A 13,061-nucleotide genomic window follows, 5' to 3' on the forward strand; every position below is an offset into this window, starting at 1 on the left:
GATGGATTCTCACAGCTTCATTTGTTGGACTTGAGCGGTCAGTCCGCCGTCCAGGATCCAGAGTTGTCCGGAGGCATATTTAGCTTCATCCGAGGCGAGCCAATTCACCAGGTTGGCAACATCATCCGGCGTGCCATAACGACGTATCGGATGAACATCGCGTACGGCGGCTTCAAGGCTTTCGATGTCGCCATGGTCACGGAAAAAACTGCGCAGCATTGGCGTGTCGATGTAGCCTGGGCAGATAGCATTGACGCGAATGCCTTCAGGGCCGTGGTCACAGGCCATGGCTCGGGTCAATGCATGAACTGCACCTTTGCTGGCGCAATACGCAGCTAGACCCGGGTCGGCGATGAACCCGTCGTAGGAGCCGAAGTTGATAATGCTGGCCGACCCGCTTTGGCGCAGGAGGGGAAGGGCATATTTCGATACCAGGAAAGTGCCCGTGGCATTCACCGCAAAGACGCGATTCCATTCCGCCAGGGTGGTTTCTTCAATCGTCTTTTCAATCTCGATACCAGCAGCATTAACCAGGATATCGAGTTGGCCTCCGAGATTCCTGACGACCTCCATGGCCTCCTTGCAGTCATGTTCTGAAGTCACATCCAGCTTGATGAAACTCGCACCTGGAAGGGGGTGAGTTTCTTCCAGGTCTGCGGCGTAAACAGTCGCGCCTTCTTTGACGAAGCGGGCACATATGGCTCGGCCGATCCCACCTAGACCGCCAGTGACCAACGCAGTTTTACCAATCAAACTCATGGTTTTACTCCTTGCCCGTAGGCACTGATTACAAGACCGTGGAAGTGGTGAAGGGCATGCTCGGATTTACCCGATCCTTTGGGGTCGGTAACGATTCGGCCTTGCTCAAAAGCGGGAGTCTTCATGCCGCGCTGGACGTTCTCGACCAATGAGATGTCTTCGACTTGCAGGACTTCATCCAGATAGCGGATGGCTTCCCGCTCCATGTCGTCGGCTTCCGGGGTTTCGAGAAAAAAATCGTAGGTTTCCAGCGTCAGGTCAGGGCCGACAGGAATGATGTGCAGCACGATCATCGAGCTGCGACCTGGGTAGCGCATCAGGCAGGTGTTTGGCCACAGCCACCACACCGCATGGGTACGTACCTTAGCTTTGGAGGTGTCATAGGCGGTGTTTTGGCCTTTCCCGGCTTCAGCCATATGGCTGGAGTAAATCCCGTGGGTGTCGACCTTGTAGGTGTCCATATCCACCAGCGTGCAAAAATCTTTGTGTGCTGTCGGGCAGTGGTAACACTCAAGGAAGTTATCGACCACGTTCTTCCAGTTGGATTTGATCTCGTAGGTCAGACGATGGCCGAAGGTCAGGCCATCAATGTCCGGGGCCCAATGCAGAATTTCCTTTTTTAGGTCTCCCGACTGTTCACTTAGAGGTCGAGCATTTGCATCCAGGTTGACGTAGATAAAACCGCAGAACTCCTCCACTTGAATGGGGCTCAGATGGATCTCACTTTTATCGAAATCCTTGAGCCCGCCAACATGAGGAGCAGCAGCCAGTTGGCCGTTCAAGCCATAGCACCAGGAGTGGTAAGGGCAAATGATGCGGTTTACTTTGCCTTCCCCGATGAGCACGGGATGAGCGCGATGTTTGCAAACGTTATAAAAGGCTCTCAACACGCCGTCATGATCGCGAACCACGGCAACTGGATTCCCGGCTATTTCCGTGGTGGTGTAGGTGCCAGGCTCCCGGACTTTCTCGACATGACAGACCCACTGCCAAGATTTGGCGATAATTTGCTGCTCGTCGAGCTTGAACCATTGAGGGTCGACGTAAGCCTCTGAACGCAATGACGAAGAGACTAGAGGGTCTGGGTGGTAGCCTCTGGAGATTTGCTCCAGTTGTTCTTTTGTTATTGCTTCAGACATGTCAGCGACCCTCGGTAATCAGCGCTATTGAAGTTGTGTCCTTCATTTCGTGATTCGATATTGGTGCCTTGCCGGGCAATATAATGTTCAAAAATAGACGAAAAATATCCTTTTTTAGCCTTTTTCGCTAACGGATATGAGAGATCAAAGATCGACATTCCCAGCGCTCCAGAGCAACTGGAATAGATGGCGGGAGCTGTGACGCATATCGTGTCAGAAAGGCTGGAATGGGGGAGTGATACAGTGGCAGGGGTGTTGAGTCAGGGCGTCAGCTGGTGCATAGGCCATGCACGGAAATCGAATGGGATGCGTCCTTCGAGCCGGTCGCGTCTGGGCGTCAAACCGAACCGCTGGCGATAGGCTTTGCTGAAGTGCGATTGATTGGAAAAGCCGGAAGCAATGGCAATTTCCGTCAGTGACAATCCCGTCTGTGTCACCAGACCCCGAGCACGATCTAAGCGGATATCACGGTAGTAAGTAGCAGGGCTTTTATGGACTATCTGGCTGAAAAGTCGGTCGAGTTGGCGTTGTGAAATGCAGATCTGCTCGCAGATCTCAGGAATGCTCACTGCCTCTTCAAGGTGTTCTTCCATGATCTTAATGGCTTGCTTGACCATGTCTGGCACAGTACTGCCCAGTGGTTGTGGTACATCGGGATTCTGCTGTGTTCCATGAGGCCGCAAGCTCTGATGGAACAGGTAGCGAGCAGTCTCATTGGTCAGGGTATCGCCATGGATATTGCGAATGATGTGCAGGGCAAAATCTGATGAAGCGGCGCCGCCACAGCATGTGATCCGCTTATCGTCGAACACGAACATGTCTTCGCAGATATCGACGTCAGGATAAAGCTCCCGCAATGCATCGATGTGCTCGTAGTGTCCGGTTGCGCGCTTGCCTTTCAATAGTCCGGCTTGCGCAAGAATGAATGTGCCTGTATCTAGCGCTCCCAAAGTGCTGCCTGCTCTCGCCCATCCACGTAGCGCTGCATGAAGGGCAGGGCTATTTTGTGCTTCTGGCGCCCAACTGGATGACACGATAATGAGGTCTTTGGGAATTTTATGAAGCTCAGCCAACGCCTTTGTCTGAATGCTCATGCCGTTGCTGGCGACGATGGCCCCGCCATTGGTTGATGCAATTTCCCACTGAAATCGAGAATGCCCGCTGAGGTAATTCGCCACTCGGAATGGGTCTATGAATGCGGTTGTCGCGGCAAGATTGTAGTGAGGGCAAACGATAATGAGCAGCGTGAAAGGTATGTTAAAAGTGGTTGGCATACACGATCACCTCAGGAATATTGTATTGTTTTATAACGTGGATGCATGAAGCGTTTCAATTTTCCGATCGTAGCCTCGGTGGCGAGGCGCTCGCCGGAAAAGAGAAGGCTCATCCCTGCTTGATGGAGAAAATATCCGGCATCTGAAGGTTCTTGTAAATGGCGAAAAACCTGAGGCCGAAGGTGAAAATCAAGGCAATCCAACCGGCGATCTAGGTCGACGGGAACAGGTCGCGCAACAGCACATAGAGGGGTTCTGTCGCACTAAGCCCGTGTGAGGTAACCTGTTGTTTTCCATGAAGCCACTGCCTCAGATGTCGCTGATCCGAAAAACCTTCAAACGCCTCCATTATCCCGTTGATGTTATCGCCCAGTGTGTTCGCTGGTATCTGGCTTACGCCCTGAGCCTGCGTAACATTGAAGAGATGATGGCGGAGCGCGGCATTGTCGTTGATCATTCCACGCTGCATCGCTGGGTTATTAGGCTGGCTCCCGTGCTGAATACGGTCTTGCGTCGATACCAGCGTCCCGTGGGACGCCGCTGGCGAATGGATGAGACCTACATCAAAATCCGCGGCCACTGGAAGTACCTGTACCGCGCCGTGGACACTGATGGCCAGACCATCGATTTTCTGTTGACCGCTAACCGGGATGCCAACGCAGCATTGCGTTTTTTCCGCAAAGCCATCCGCCAGTGTGGCAAGCCTGAGGTCGTGACCATCGACAAAAGTGGTGCCAATACCGCTGCCCTGGCGGTGCTCAATGCCGACCAAGCTGAAGGGATCACCGTTCGGCAAAACAAATACCTGAACAACTTAGTTGAGCAGGATCACCGCAACATCAAAAGACGAATACGACCGATGTTGGGATTCAAGTCATTTCGTCGAGCACAAACGTTACTGGCAGGCATTGAATTGATACAGATGATCCGCAAAGGGCAGCTTCAACATCCGCAAGGTGAAGGGCTGTCACCTGCCGAACAGTTTTATCTTCTGGCCGCCTAAGCAACAGACTGCCGATTTTTGGCTGCCTATCGTTGTTAATGCGACAGAACCACGTAGCTTTGCGCGAAGGCGGCAATTTCCGTAGTAGCCTCAAAATCGACAAGCTGTATACCGTGATCTCGGATACTGTCCCTCGCCATCTTCACCGCTTTGCGGTGACGGGCCGATTCATTCTCTGCCGGGGCAGCAACAGGGATCAGCACGTCTTTCAGCTGAATAACGTCTTCCCGCTGGGCACGTACAAACTTCATTAGCCATTGTTCGCAGTGGTCGAGGATTGCGCTTGGCTCAGCCTGATCAAAAGCCAAAGGCTTGATTGCAGCTATTACCTCATTGCGATGAACCAGAGGTAGATGCAGCTTGCTCAGTTCACCAGTCAGGGTGTCGTCGCGAAAGCTACGGATAGAGGCTTCCGAGAAGAGGGTGCGAATTTCGCGGACCATAATTTCTTCGCGACGATCACGCCCTATGCCTTGGCGCTCGATATAGCGGCCAAAAAGCTCTTCAAGGGTAGCGTCAAAGTTTTCCACGAGGATCGAGCGCATTGAGCTGAAGCGGATCAGCGATTCCTTGGGCTCGGTCAAGAAGCGGAAGTGGTTAACGATCTGGGTCTCTTGTGCCTCTGCAGTCATAGAGCGGACGGCGTCCAATTCGTGCTGGGCAATTTCCATTGCTTTGGCAAACAGATTGTTGCATTCGAAAAAATGATTGACTCGTCTCAGATTTTTACGGGCGAGCTTGTACTCCATACGCCCGATAGCCGGGGCCGATAGAACAATGCCGACATTGGCAAATTCTTCGGTTTCGGCAAAAGGCGCGAAGCGCACGATGCTGTAAAGGCAGGCGTATTTCATTGCAGGACGCTCCAGAACTCGTCCGATTTGCAGCGCATCAGGTTACTTTCGATTCCTTGTAACAGAATGTCGAGTCCCTGTTTACCGATAGAGTCGTACCATTCATCGGGTATGTCTGAGCTTAGCTCATGAAAGCGACTGGCAGTGTCGTGCATCCGGTGGGTGTATTCAACTTTGTCGACCAGATCCAAGAGCCATTCCCTATTTTTTGGGCCAAATACATGGCTGTGTGCGAACTCCTGGGCATCCATTGGCCATTTGAACGCTTGGTTGTGATCGATCAACTGCAGCTGATTATCAATGCTGGACATCAGCAGATTGGGACGACCACCCATTGGTCCTAGCTGGCGATCACCGTTTCCAACCCAGTAATCAAAAGTGAAAATGGTTTTCTGCAGGTTGGTAGGAACCTGCAGCGCCTGTGAGTACAACAGGTCAGCAGCGCTCGCGACATAGGCCAGGGCAAAGCTGTCTCCAGGCCCTAGGTCACTGCGAGCTTCTGGGTTGTAGCGCAGCAGAGCCGGATCAATATAAATATAGCCATGCTCAGGGATTGGTAAGCCGAAATCAGCAGCCAGACGAGCGCAGAGTAGTTCAGCAATACGCTCGGTGGGGGGTAATTCCACGCCCTTAGCTACATAGTGTTTGCCATTGCTGGCGCGGCATAGGAAGGGGCGTGTCATACCGCCTTGCAGTCGGCGGATGATTTCTACCGCCTCTATGTAGTTACCCACGGCCATTACCAGCTTCCTTATAAATCAGCTTGCCAGACAAATTGGTCGGCATCTTACTGCCACATGCCTCGCTGTTCCAAGGCTTGGAGCACGGCCTGAGGAGCTATTTAGGCGAGCGGGGCGGCGAATGCGTCGGGCTGCAGTGGGCGTTGGCTGAGCGCGTGGAGGCCGCACGCCACGATTGATTGTGGCGGTAACTCATCGCGATTTGCATGCGGCGCCGGGACTGGCTGAGTGCGCTGGGTGTGGCGTTGGACGAAGAATGCCCCATTGAAAGTAATCCCCCTTGTTTTGTATCGACTCCACCGCCGCCAGGAGCCCAAGCCATGCCGCTGATCCAGATCGAACAGAACAACCCCACCACTCTGGAAAGAGCGCACAAAAAAATCACCCAGCTCGCGGACGTCACCGATCGGCCTGATCTTGATTCGCGTTTTTCGGTCGCCTCGGGCTGGTTGTCAGCGTTGCGCCTGGAAGGGCTGACGGATAGCCAAACCCATCACGGCTTGTATGCCGAGCTGGAAAAAGCGCACAAGGCGCTGCGCGGCGAGCTGGACTAAGCCGCGACTACTAACACTTACAGAAAGGAATCCTCGCCATGGCCCTGACCAAATTGAACAAGACAGCCCCGAGTTGGTGGAGGCTGCCCGCCAGCAAGTCGCCAACACGGCAGCGGACATCCGCAAGGCGCCCGGCAATCGGCTCCGCATAGCGCCCTGGTCATGCATACCACGGGCTACTTGGCCAGCCTGATGCTGCACGAACTGCTCAACCATGAAACCTACACGCGACTGCAAGAAGAGTTTGGGCAGACCCGGGATGCAGCGGCGGCCGAGGAGGCCGCCGCTAAGAAGTGAGTCCGCGTTACGCAGAACGGCGGTTATGGTTAAATCCAGACGTGGGAAAGCACTTCGCCCCGGGCTGTGTGTAAACGCTTATGAGCGAGCCCGGTATAAAGTCAAAACTGCGAGAAGGCTAAAGCCGAAGCGAAAACCAACGAGCAGTAGTGGTTGTTGCTCTCCTAAACATGATTGGGAACTCACCGAGAAAACGCATGAAGACTGAGTTGACTGAGGAAGATATGCGCCGGGCGCTGTTCGGCGCAGAGACCCTCGCTGCGTCGCTTGTGCCGCACGTGCTCGATAAAATACCGGATGTAGTGATATTGCCGCCGCCAGCTGCCCCAAAACGGAATTTAAAGCACGCTAAAGGGAGCCTACAGCCAGATAGCACTGCTGCTCGAAGCTGCGATCTCTGATTTCACCGAGGCGATTGAAGAGCACCGCCTGGCCAGGGAATTGCGCGCCTCGCCTTATTCAGTCCAGGATAAACTGCTTGCGTTCAATTCTGCCCAGCTCCCGCAGGGCCACAGCTAGGCCGTTCTGGCGTGGATACCTGGCTTCGCTAATTCCTTGATGGGGCGATTCCAAGAAACATGGATAGCAACGGGCGTGATGTGATTACTGACCTGCAGCTATGAAAAAAAGGAGCGATGCCATCACTGGCATCGCCCCTTTTTTTACGCGTTGTGCCGGATCAGTTGTCATCGAACCGTCAGTGTTTGCGGGTGTCTTTCATGGTCACGTAGACCAACAACGACACGGCATTACAGCCGGTCACGTAACAGTAGTAGCCAGACTCCCTGCCGACGCTCTTGAATCACAGCGCCACGTATTCAGCGGTACCGCCGAAGATCGACACGGTCAGCGCGTACGGCAGCCCGACTCCCAGCGCCCGGATTTCGGTCCGGAACAGTTCGGCGTTCACCACTGCGTTGATCGAGGTGTAACCGCTGAAGATGACCAGCGCCGCCATGATCAGGAAGAACGCACCCCACCAGGTCTGTACGGTCTGGAGGGTGGTGAGGATCGGCACCGTGCACAGCGTCCCGAGGATCCCCAAGACAATCAGGATCGGCCGGCGACCCACTGGCTGCGCCATTCGTGCTTCAGTCACTTGGCCAAGGCCACCGGAGACTTGGTGATGGTCAAGTCCCTGGCCGGCCATATCAAACTGGAAACTACCAGTCGCTACCTGCATTGCGAAAACGATGCGTTGCACGCGAGCGTCGTCGACACCTTGAGTACACCACTGCTTAAATAACTAATGGCCCAACCCATTTGTCTCCGTGGTGGCTGCCCAGCGACTCGCGCACGGCGGCACCCTCAAGCAAACCGCAGCCTATCGAAGCTAAGTCCTCAGATGTGCATGAAGTGCATCTCCACCAACCACGAAACAACAAGTACAACAGGTAACCGTTACCACCTAAGCAATGGTTCACCACGCCCCGGCCAGCTGCAATTGGGTACTTCTCTGTTGCGTAATTCACGACTATCTACTGCCCTCATGCGCAGCCCCAAGCCTCTAACGTAGGCTGGCCAGAATGGTCTCGAAGTTCGACGTCAGCATGCCAACATAGCTGTCACCGGGCGTGCCGGGCAGGCCCAGGGAATCGGTGAAAAGTGTACCCGCGATGGCGATGCCGCTCTCTCGCGCGACCATCTGCATGCTGCGCGGGTCGACGCTGGTCTCGACGAACAGGGCCGACACCTGACGCTGCTTGAGCTGCCCTAGCAGCGCGATGACCTGCTGCGGCGTGCCCTGGTTTTCCGCGTTGATCTCCCAGATATAGCCGGCCTCAAAACCGTAGGCGGCGCAGAAGTACTTGAACGCACCCTCGCTGGTTACCAGGTAGCGGCGTGCGGCCGGTATCTGGGCGAAGTCTGCTAGGGCCTTGCTGTGCAACTGTTGCAGCTGCTCGATATAAGCTGCGGCATTGGCCTGGTAAGTCGCGGCGTTAGCCGGATCGATCTGACTCAGGGCAGCCTGGGCGTTGCGCGCGTACTGCATGCCGTTGCGCACATCCAGCCAGGCGTGGGGGTCTTCACTGCCTTCATGGCCACTGGAGGTGAGGTACTGAGGGGTGACCCCGGCACTCAGGCGGAACACCGGGGCGTTCTCGCCCGACTTGCCGGCGGTGCGCAGCAGCTTGTCGAACCAGGCATTGCCAGCCTCCAAGTTGAGGCCGTTGTAGAACACCAGGTCGGCATCGCTGGTCTTCTGCACGTCCAGCGGCAGTGGATCGTACTCGTGCGGGTTGGAACCTACCGGCGCCAGGCTGTGAATCTCCACCCGTTCGCCGCCGACGTTGCTGACGATGTCGTAGAGGATCGAATAGGTGGTGACCACCTTGAGCTTGGCGCCGCTATCGGCCCAGGCCGGCGCAAGCCAAGACCCGGTCAGTCCGAGGGTGATGAGTAGAAGAGTTCTGATCATGGGGTCACCTCGCGTTCTATCATGGCGTTGTCAGGGTCATTGACGGAGCCAGCGGCGCATGGCGCCAGATGGCGTCGACGCCGGGCTAACAGGGCACGCCAGATCAGGCCCTGGCTGGGTGACAGAAGCAGGGCGGCGAGGAACAACAGGGTCGAGGTCATGACGATGGTGGCGCCCGAGGCCAGGTTGTAGGTGAAGCTCAGGTAGATACCGCTGAAGGCCGAGATCAGGCCCAGGCCGGCGGCCCAGCAGATCATCAGTGATAGACGGTTGGTCAGCAGGTAGGCGGTAGCCGCCGGGGTGATCAGCATGGCGACCACCAGCACAATGCCCACCGTCTGCAATGAGGCCACAGTAACCAGGGTCAGCAGGGTCATAAGGAAGTAGTGGATCAGCTTGACCGGCAGGCCGTAGGCCGCGGCCATGGTGGCATCGAAGGTGCTGACCAGCAGTTCCTTGTAGAACAGGTACACGGAGGACAGCACCAGGCTGCCGATGATCAGGGTGATCCACATGTCCTCCGGACGCACTGCCAGGACGTTGCCGAAGAGGATGTGGTAGAGGTCGGTGCTGCTCTTCTGCAGGGTAATCAGGATGATGCCCAGGGCGAAGGCGGCGGTGAACATCACGCCGATCGACACGTCGTGCTTGATCCGGCTGTGCTGGCTGACGTAGCCAATGGCGATGGCGGTGAGCAGGCCGGAAAGCACCGCACCGATCAACAGGTTGATACCCAACATGTACGACAGGGCCACCCCGGGCAGCACCGCGTGGGAAATCGCATCGCCCATCAACGCCATACCACGCAGGATGATGAAACAGCCAATCACCCCGCAGATGATGCCAACCATGGCTGAGGTCAGCAGGGCCTTCTGCAGGAAGTCATATTCCATAACGGCTTGAAGGAAAGTCATCAGCAGGCCACTCCTAGTGGATTGATAAAGGGCAAGTCGCCCAGATAGGCCTTGGCCAGGGCGTCCGGGGTGCAGACCTCGGCGGCAGCTCCGTAGTTGAGGATGCGCTTGTTGATCAGGATCAGCTGGTCGAAATACTCAGCGGCCTTGCTCAGGTCGTGATGCACCACCAGTACCGTCTTGCCTGCGTCGCGCAAGGACTTGAGGATGCCGATGATGGTGCCTTCGCTGAGCGCGTCGATACCGACGAAGGGCTCGTCCAGCAGGTACAGGTCGGCGTTCTGCACCAGCGCCCTGGCGAGAAATACCCGCTGCTGCTGGCCACCGGACAACTCGCCGATCTGGCGCAGAGCGAAGTCCTGCATGCCAACCCGTTGCAAGCACTCCAAGGCCGTCTGCCGTTCGTGGCGACCGGGTTTGTTGAACCAGCCAAGTTTGGGATAGGTGCCGAGTACCACGGTATCCAGCACATTGATCGGAAACTGCCAGTCGATCTCGCTACGCTGCGGGACATAGGCGACCGTGCGGCGGGACTGCTGCAACGGCCGGCCGTAGATCTCGACGTGCCCGTGGTCACTGGGAATCAGCTCGAGTATGGCCTTGAGCAGGGTCGACTTGCCGGCGCCGTTGGGTCCGATGATGCCGACCAGCAACCCCGCTTCGATACTCAGATTGGCATCCTCGACAGCGTAGTGACCGGCGTAGGAGACGCTTAGATTTTCAACCCGCAGGGCCTGATGCATATCTGCTTCCCCTCGCATGGTCGGGCGCTCGCGACGCCCGACTAATCTCAATAGTCGAACTCCACGTCGCCTTCTGCATAGCTGCAGCAAGCCAGGACGTAGCCCTCGTTGATCTCGGTGTCGCTGATGCCACCACTGTGGTTCATGCGAACGTCGCCACTGACCCGGCGCAGCTTGCAGGACCCGCAAAAACCCATGCGGCAGGCCGAGGGAATCCACAGGCCGTGCTTGCCGGCGATGTCGAGGATCGTTTCTTCGGCGACCCCACTGACGCTCTTACCGGTGCGGCTGAAGCTCACCCGGTGCGTGGCGGATTCACCTTCGCTGGCCAGCACCGAGGCCGGGGCCGGGGTCGCCGCTACTGCGCCGCCAAAGCTCTCCTCGAAGTAGCGCTGCATCGGGAAGTCCAGGCTCTGGAGAATGCCGCGCACCGCACGTATATAGGTTTCCGGACCACACACATAGACAGTACGCTCGTACAGATCGGGGACCATCTGCTGCAACATGGCGGCATTGAGGAAACCGCGATAGCCCGACCAGGTCGCCCCGCTCAGGCTGCCCGCGCATACCAGCGACAGACGGAACTTCGGCGTGCGCGCATCGATCGCCTGGAGTTCCTGGTGGTAAATGATGTCGTCCGGAGTACGTGCGCTGTGCACGAAGTGCAGGTCGACCTCGGCGGCGGTGTCGTAAAGCCAACGAGTCATCGACATCAGCGGGGTGATACCGCTGCCGCCAGAGAGCAGCAGGGCCTTGTCGCAGGGTTGGTCGATGATATTGAAGCCGCCTTGGGGGCCCTGCACCTTGAGGCAGTCGCCTTCATGGAGGTGCTCGTGCAGCCAATTGGAAACCAGACCGCCTGGAACCTTCTTCACCGTGATGGAGAAGTTGTAGGGCCGCGAGGGCGGAGTGGAAATGGAGTAGCAGCGCATCTCCTGACGTCCGTCGATCTCCACCTTGAGACTGACGTACTGGCCTGGCTTGAAGGTGAACAGCATCGGCTGTGTCGCGGCGAAACAAAACGAAGCGACGTCGTGGGTTTCCTGAGTGATCTGGATGCAGCGCACGTCCAGCTCGCTGGCAGGCCAGAACGGCAACGCGGGTAGCTGGACGGGGTCGATCGATAGGCTCTTCATGGAGGACAGGCCTCTTCTTCATCTGCCTGACGGCGGTTTGCCGGCAGTTGGCTGTGAAGATTCTATCAATCAAAATGATAAAGTGTTTTTGCAATATTAATCGCTATTTACGATTAACTTAGCCACAGACGGCCTCCGCAGCCGGGCGGGGCGCTCAGTCGAGCGCGATCAGGCGCAGGGCTTTGAGCGCCTTGCTGATCTGCGGGCGGTGGCGGTTCTTGCTGAGAAAGGAGACGAATACCGGCTGCTCGATCTGCGGGGCATCGCCCACCGGGAAGAAGTCGTGGCTATCGATGTATTGCTGCGCCAGGTCGGCTGGCAGGTAGGCCGCACCACCACGACTGCGCATGTATTCCACGCTCATCACCCCGAGCCCCATGGATACCGGCGCAAGCTGCAACTGCGGCAACAGCTCCCCATGCCGGGCTACGAAATACGGGCTCAAGGCGACGAACACGTAGTCCTCCGTCCTGACCTGGTCGAGCGTTTGTGGTCGCGACGAGACCATTACGAAGCGCTCGTTGAACAGGTGCTGGATCTCCAGCTCGGGGCGGTATTGCGGGGTGTAGATCACTGCTATGTCCAGGTTGCCGAAGCTCAGTTCGTCGATCATGGTCTTCGAGTAGTCAGCCTCCACATGGATGGCAGTCTTGGGGAACTCCTGGCGCAGCCAGAACACCCACTTGCTGATCAGGCGCTGCCACAGGCTCACCTGGGTGGCGATGCGCAGCCGGCCCTGGTAGTCGCGCGGCATGCTGATGTCTTGGCGGGCCTGATTCCAGCACAGGCGCAGATTGGTGGCATAACTCTCGAAGCGTCGGCCTTCGGCCGTCAGCTCAGCGCCAGAACGTCCGCGGATGAACAGCTGGGCACCTATGGCCTCCTCCAGGCTGCGAATGCGCATGCTCACCGTGGACTGGGTGACGCACAGACGCGCGGCAGTGCGGTTGAAGTTTCGCGTTTCCGCCAGGTCGGCAAAGGTGTCCAGTAATTCGATCTTCATCGGCAGTATCCCAGGCAGGTAAATCAATCGTTATTTTGAATTTATACTGCATTATTAATTCATTATAAAAATTTAAATCAAGCTCTTAGGATGGCAGTCATCACCCAGCCATGGTGGCCGGGGTCAGCGTTGACCTGCCACCGCGTATAACCACAGGAGCCTGAAAGATGACCACGATCATCGACTGCGATTGCCATAACTACTGGATGTCGGCGGAGGTGTTACT

Annotated in this window: 13 protein-coding genes and 2 pseudogenes; 3 read left to right on the forward strand and 12 right to left on the reverse strand. The window is 56.5% G+C overall.

Going from position 1 to position 13,061, the window contains the following annotated elements:
* Positions 1 to 9 precede the first annotated feature (9 nt).
* The 3 genes from ELQ88_RS00675 to ELQ88_RS00685 form a co-directional block, all read right to left on the reverse strand.
* On the reverse strand, positions 10 to 759 hold the full coding sequence (locus ELQ88_RS00675) for an SDR family oxidoreductase (protein ID WP_138962942.1): 750 nt from the start codon (positions 757 to 759) through the stop codon (positions 10 to 12).
* The gene (locus ELQ88_RS00680) at positions 756 to 1,898 is read right to left on the reverse strand and encodes a ring-hydroxylating oxygenase subunit alpha (protein WP_138962944.1); all 1,143 of its coding nucleotides are present in this window, start codon (positions 1,896 to 1,898) and stop codon (positions 756 to 758) included. Before ELQ88_RS00680 ends, ELQ88_RS00675 begins: the two co-directional genes overlap by 4 nt.
* A 260-nt stretch (positions 1,899 to 2,158) precedes the next feature.
* On the reverse strand, positions 2,159 to 3,172 hold the full coding sequence (locus ELQ88_RS00685; RefSeq protein WP_138962946.1) for a GlxA family transcriptional regulator: 1,014 nt from the start codon (positions 3,170 to 3,172) through the stop codon (positions 2,159 to 2,161).
* A 313-nt stretch (positions 3,173 to 3,485) separates the two neighbouring features.
* On the opposite strand from ELQ88_RS00685, the gene ELQ88_RS00695 reads away from it, so the two are divergent.
* Positions 3,486 to 4,175: an IS6 family transposase gene (locus ELQ88_RS00695; protein ID WP_138962948.1), complete on the forward strand. Its 690-nt coding sequence runs from the start codon at positions 3,486 to 3,488 to the stop codon at positions 4,173 to 4,175.
* Positions 4,176 to 4,210: 35 nt separating this feature from the next.
* Here ELQ88_RS00695 and ELQ88_RS00700 read toward each other — a convergent pair whose 3' ends face one another.
* Entirely contained in the window at positions 4,211 to 5,029 is an 819-nt protein-coding gene (locus tag ELQ88_RS00700; RefSeq protein ID WP_138962949.1) for a DUF3037 domain-containing protein, read from the reverse strand.
* Positions 5,026 to 5,769: a HipA family kinase gene (locus ELQ88_RS00705; protein ID WP_138962950.1), complete on the reverse strand. Its 744-nt coding sequence runs from the start codon at positions 5,767 to 5,769 to the stop codon at positions 5,026 to 5,028. The genes ELQ88_RS00700 and ELQ88_RS00705 overlap by 4 nt, the downstream gene beginning before the upstream one ends.
* A gap of 320 nt (positions 5,770 to 6,089) precedes the next feature.
* On the opposite strand from ELQ88_RS00705, the gene ELQ88_RS00710 reads away from it, so the two are divergent.
* Both ELQ88_RS00710 and ELQ88_RS34950 read left to right on the forward strand, forming a co-directional pair.
* Positions 6,090 to 6,323 carry a hypothetical protein gene (locus ELQ88_RS00710; RefSeq protein WP_228761524.1) on the forward strand — a complete coding sequence of 78 codons (234 nt, stop codon included), beginning with the start codon at positions 6,090 to 6,092 and terminating at the stop codon, positions 6,321 to 6,323.
* 162 nt (positions 6,324 to 6,485) lie between these two features.
* Positions 6,486 to 6,620, forward strand: a complete 135-nt coding sequence (locus ELQ88_RS34950) for a hypothetical protein (protein WP_267464301.1) — start codon at positions 6,486 to 6,488, stop codon at positions 6,618 to 6,620.
* Positions 6,621 to 6,977: 357 nt separating this feature from the next.
* Here the strand turns inward: ELQ88_RS34950 and ELQ88_RS00715 are convergent.
* The 7 genes and pseudogenes from ELQ88_RS00715 to ELQ88_RS00750 form a co-directional block, all read right to left on the reverse strand.
* Positions 6,978 to 7,157, reverse strand: a pseudogene (locus ELQ88_RS00715) (hypothetical protein); the annotation flags it as partial.
* A 160-nt stretch (positions 7,158 to 7,317) separates the two neighbouring features.
* Positions 7,318 to 7,704 (reverse strand): annotated as a pseudogene (locus tag ELQ88_RS34460) (alpha-ketoglutarate permease); the annotation flags it as partial.
* Between the two features lie 423 nt (positions 7,705 to 8,127).
* On the reverse strand, positions 8,128 to 9,039 hold the full coding sequence (locus ELQ88_RS00730) for a zinc ABC transporter substrate-binding protein (RefSeq protein WP_138962951.1): 912 nt from the start codon (positions 9,037 to 9,039) through the stop codon (positions 8,128 to 8,130).
* Positions 9,036 to 9,953: a metal ABC transporter permease gene (locus tag ELQ88_RS00735; RefSeq protein ID WP_138962953.1), complete on the reverse strand. Its 918-nt coding sequence runs from the start codon at positions 9,951 to 9,953 to the stop codon at positions 9,036 to 9,038. The genes ELQ88_RS00730 and ELQ88_RS00735 overlap by 4 nt, the downstream gene beginning before the upstream one ends.
* Positions 9,953 to 10,696, reverse strand: coding sequence for a metal ABC transporter ATP-binding protein (locus ELQ88_RS00740; RefSeq protein WP_138962955.1), 744 nt, complete (start codon positions 10,694 to 10,696; stop codon positions 9,953 to 9,955). Before ELQ88_RS00740 ends, ELQ88_RS00735 begins: the two co-directional genes overlap by 1 nt.
* Before the next feature lie 47 nt (positions 10,697 to 10,743).
* A complete protein-coding gene (locus ELQ88_RS00745; RefSeq protein WP_138962957.1) occupies positions 10,744 to 11,832 on the reverse strand; it encodes a hybrid-cluster NAD(P)-dependent oxidoreductase in 1,089 nt (362 codons plus the stop codon).
* A gap of 154 nt (positions 11,833 to 11,986) precedes the next feature.
* A complete protein-coding gene (locus tag ELQ88_RS00750; protein WP_138962959.1) occupies positions 11,987 to 12,835 on the reverse strand; it encodes a LysR family transcriptional regulator in 849 nt (282 codons plus the stop codon).
* Positions 12,836 to 13,061 lie beyond the last annotated feature (226 nt).

The organism is Pseudomonas sp. MPC6, assembly GCF_006094435.1.
GTDB lineage: Bacteria > Pseudomonadota > Gammaproteobacteria > Pseudomonadales > Pseudomonadaceae > Aquipseudomonas.

What these genes read in the sequence shown, in the direction of transcription:
- ELQ88_RS00675 (WP_138962942.1), bottom strand. Translation starts at nt 759, where the DNA reads ATGAGTTTGATTGGTAAAACTGCGTTGGTCACTGGCGGTCTAGGTGGG.
- ELQ88_RS00680 (WP_138962944.1), bottom strand. Translation starts at nt 1,898, where the DNA reads ATGTCTGAAGCAATAACAAAAGAACAACTGGAGCAAATCTCCAGAGGC.
- ELQ88_RS00685 (WP_138962946.1), bottom strand. Translation starts at nt 3,172, where the DNA reads ATGCCAACCACTTTTAACATACCTTTCACGCTGCTCATTATCGTTTGC.
- ELQ88_RS00695 (WP_138962948.1), top strand. Translation starts at nt 3,486, where the DNA reads ATGTCGCTGATCCGAAAAACCTTCAAACGCCTCCATTATCCCGTTGAT.
- ELQ88_RS00700 (WP_138962949.1), bottom strand. Translation starts at nt 5,029, where the DNA reads ATGAAATACGCCTGCCTTTACAGCATCGTGCGCTTCGCGCCTTTTGCC.
- ELQ88_RS00705 (WP_138962950.1), bottom strand. Translation starts at nt 5,769, where the DNA reads ATGGCCGTGGGTAACTACATAGAGGCGGTAGAAATCATCCGCCGACTG.
- ELQ88_RS00710 (WP_228761524.1), top strand. Translation starts at nt 6,090, where the DNA reads ATGCCGCTGATCCAGATCGAACAGAACAACCCCACCACTCTGGAAAGA.
- ELQ88_RS34950 (WP_267464301.1), top strand. Translation starts at nt 6,486, where the DNA reads ATGCATACCACGGGCTACTTGGCCAGCCTGATGCTGCACGAACTGCTC.
- ELQ88_RS00730 (WP_138962951.1), bottom strand. Translation starts at nt 9,039, where the DNA reads ATGATCAGAACTCTTCTACTCATCACCCTCGGACTGACCGGGTCTTGG.
- ELQ88_RS00735 (WP_138962953.1), bottom strand. Translation starts at nt 9,953, where the DNA reads ATGACTTTCCTTCAAGCCGTTATGGAATATGACTTCCTGCAGAAGGCC.
- ELQ88_RS00740 (WP_138962955.1), bottom strand. Translation starts at nt 10,696, where the DNA reads ATGCATCAGGCCCTGCGGGTTGAAAATCTAAGCGTCTCCTACGCCGGT.
- ELQ88_RS00745 (WP_138962957.1), bottom strand. Translation starts at nt 11,832, where the DNA reads ATGAAGAGCCTATCGATCGACCCCGTCCAGCTACCCGCGTTGCCGTTC.
- ELQ88_RS00750 (WP_138962959.1), bottom strand. Translation starts at nt 12,835, where the DNA reads ATGAAGATCGAATTACTGGACACCTTTGCCGACCTGGCGGAAACGCGA.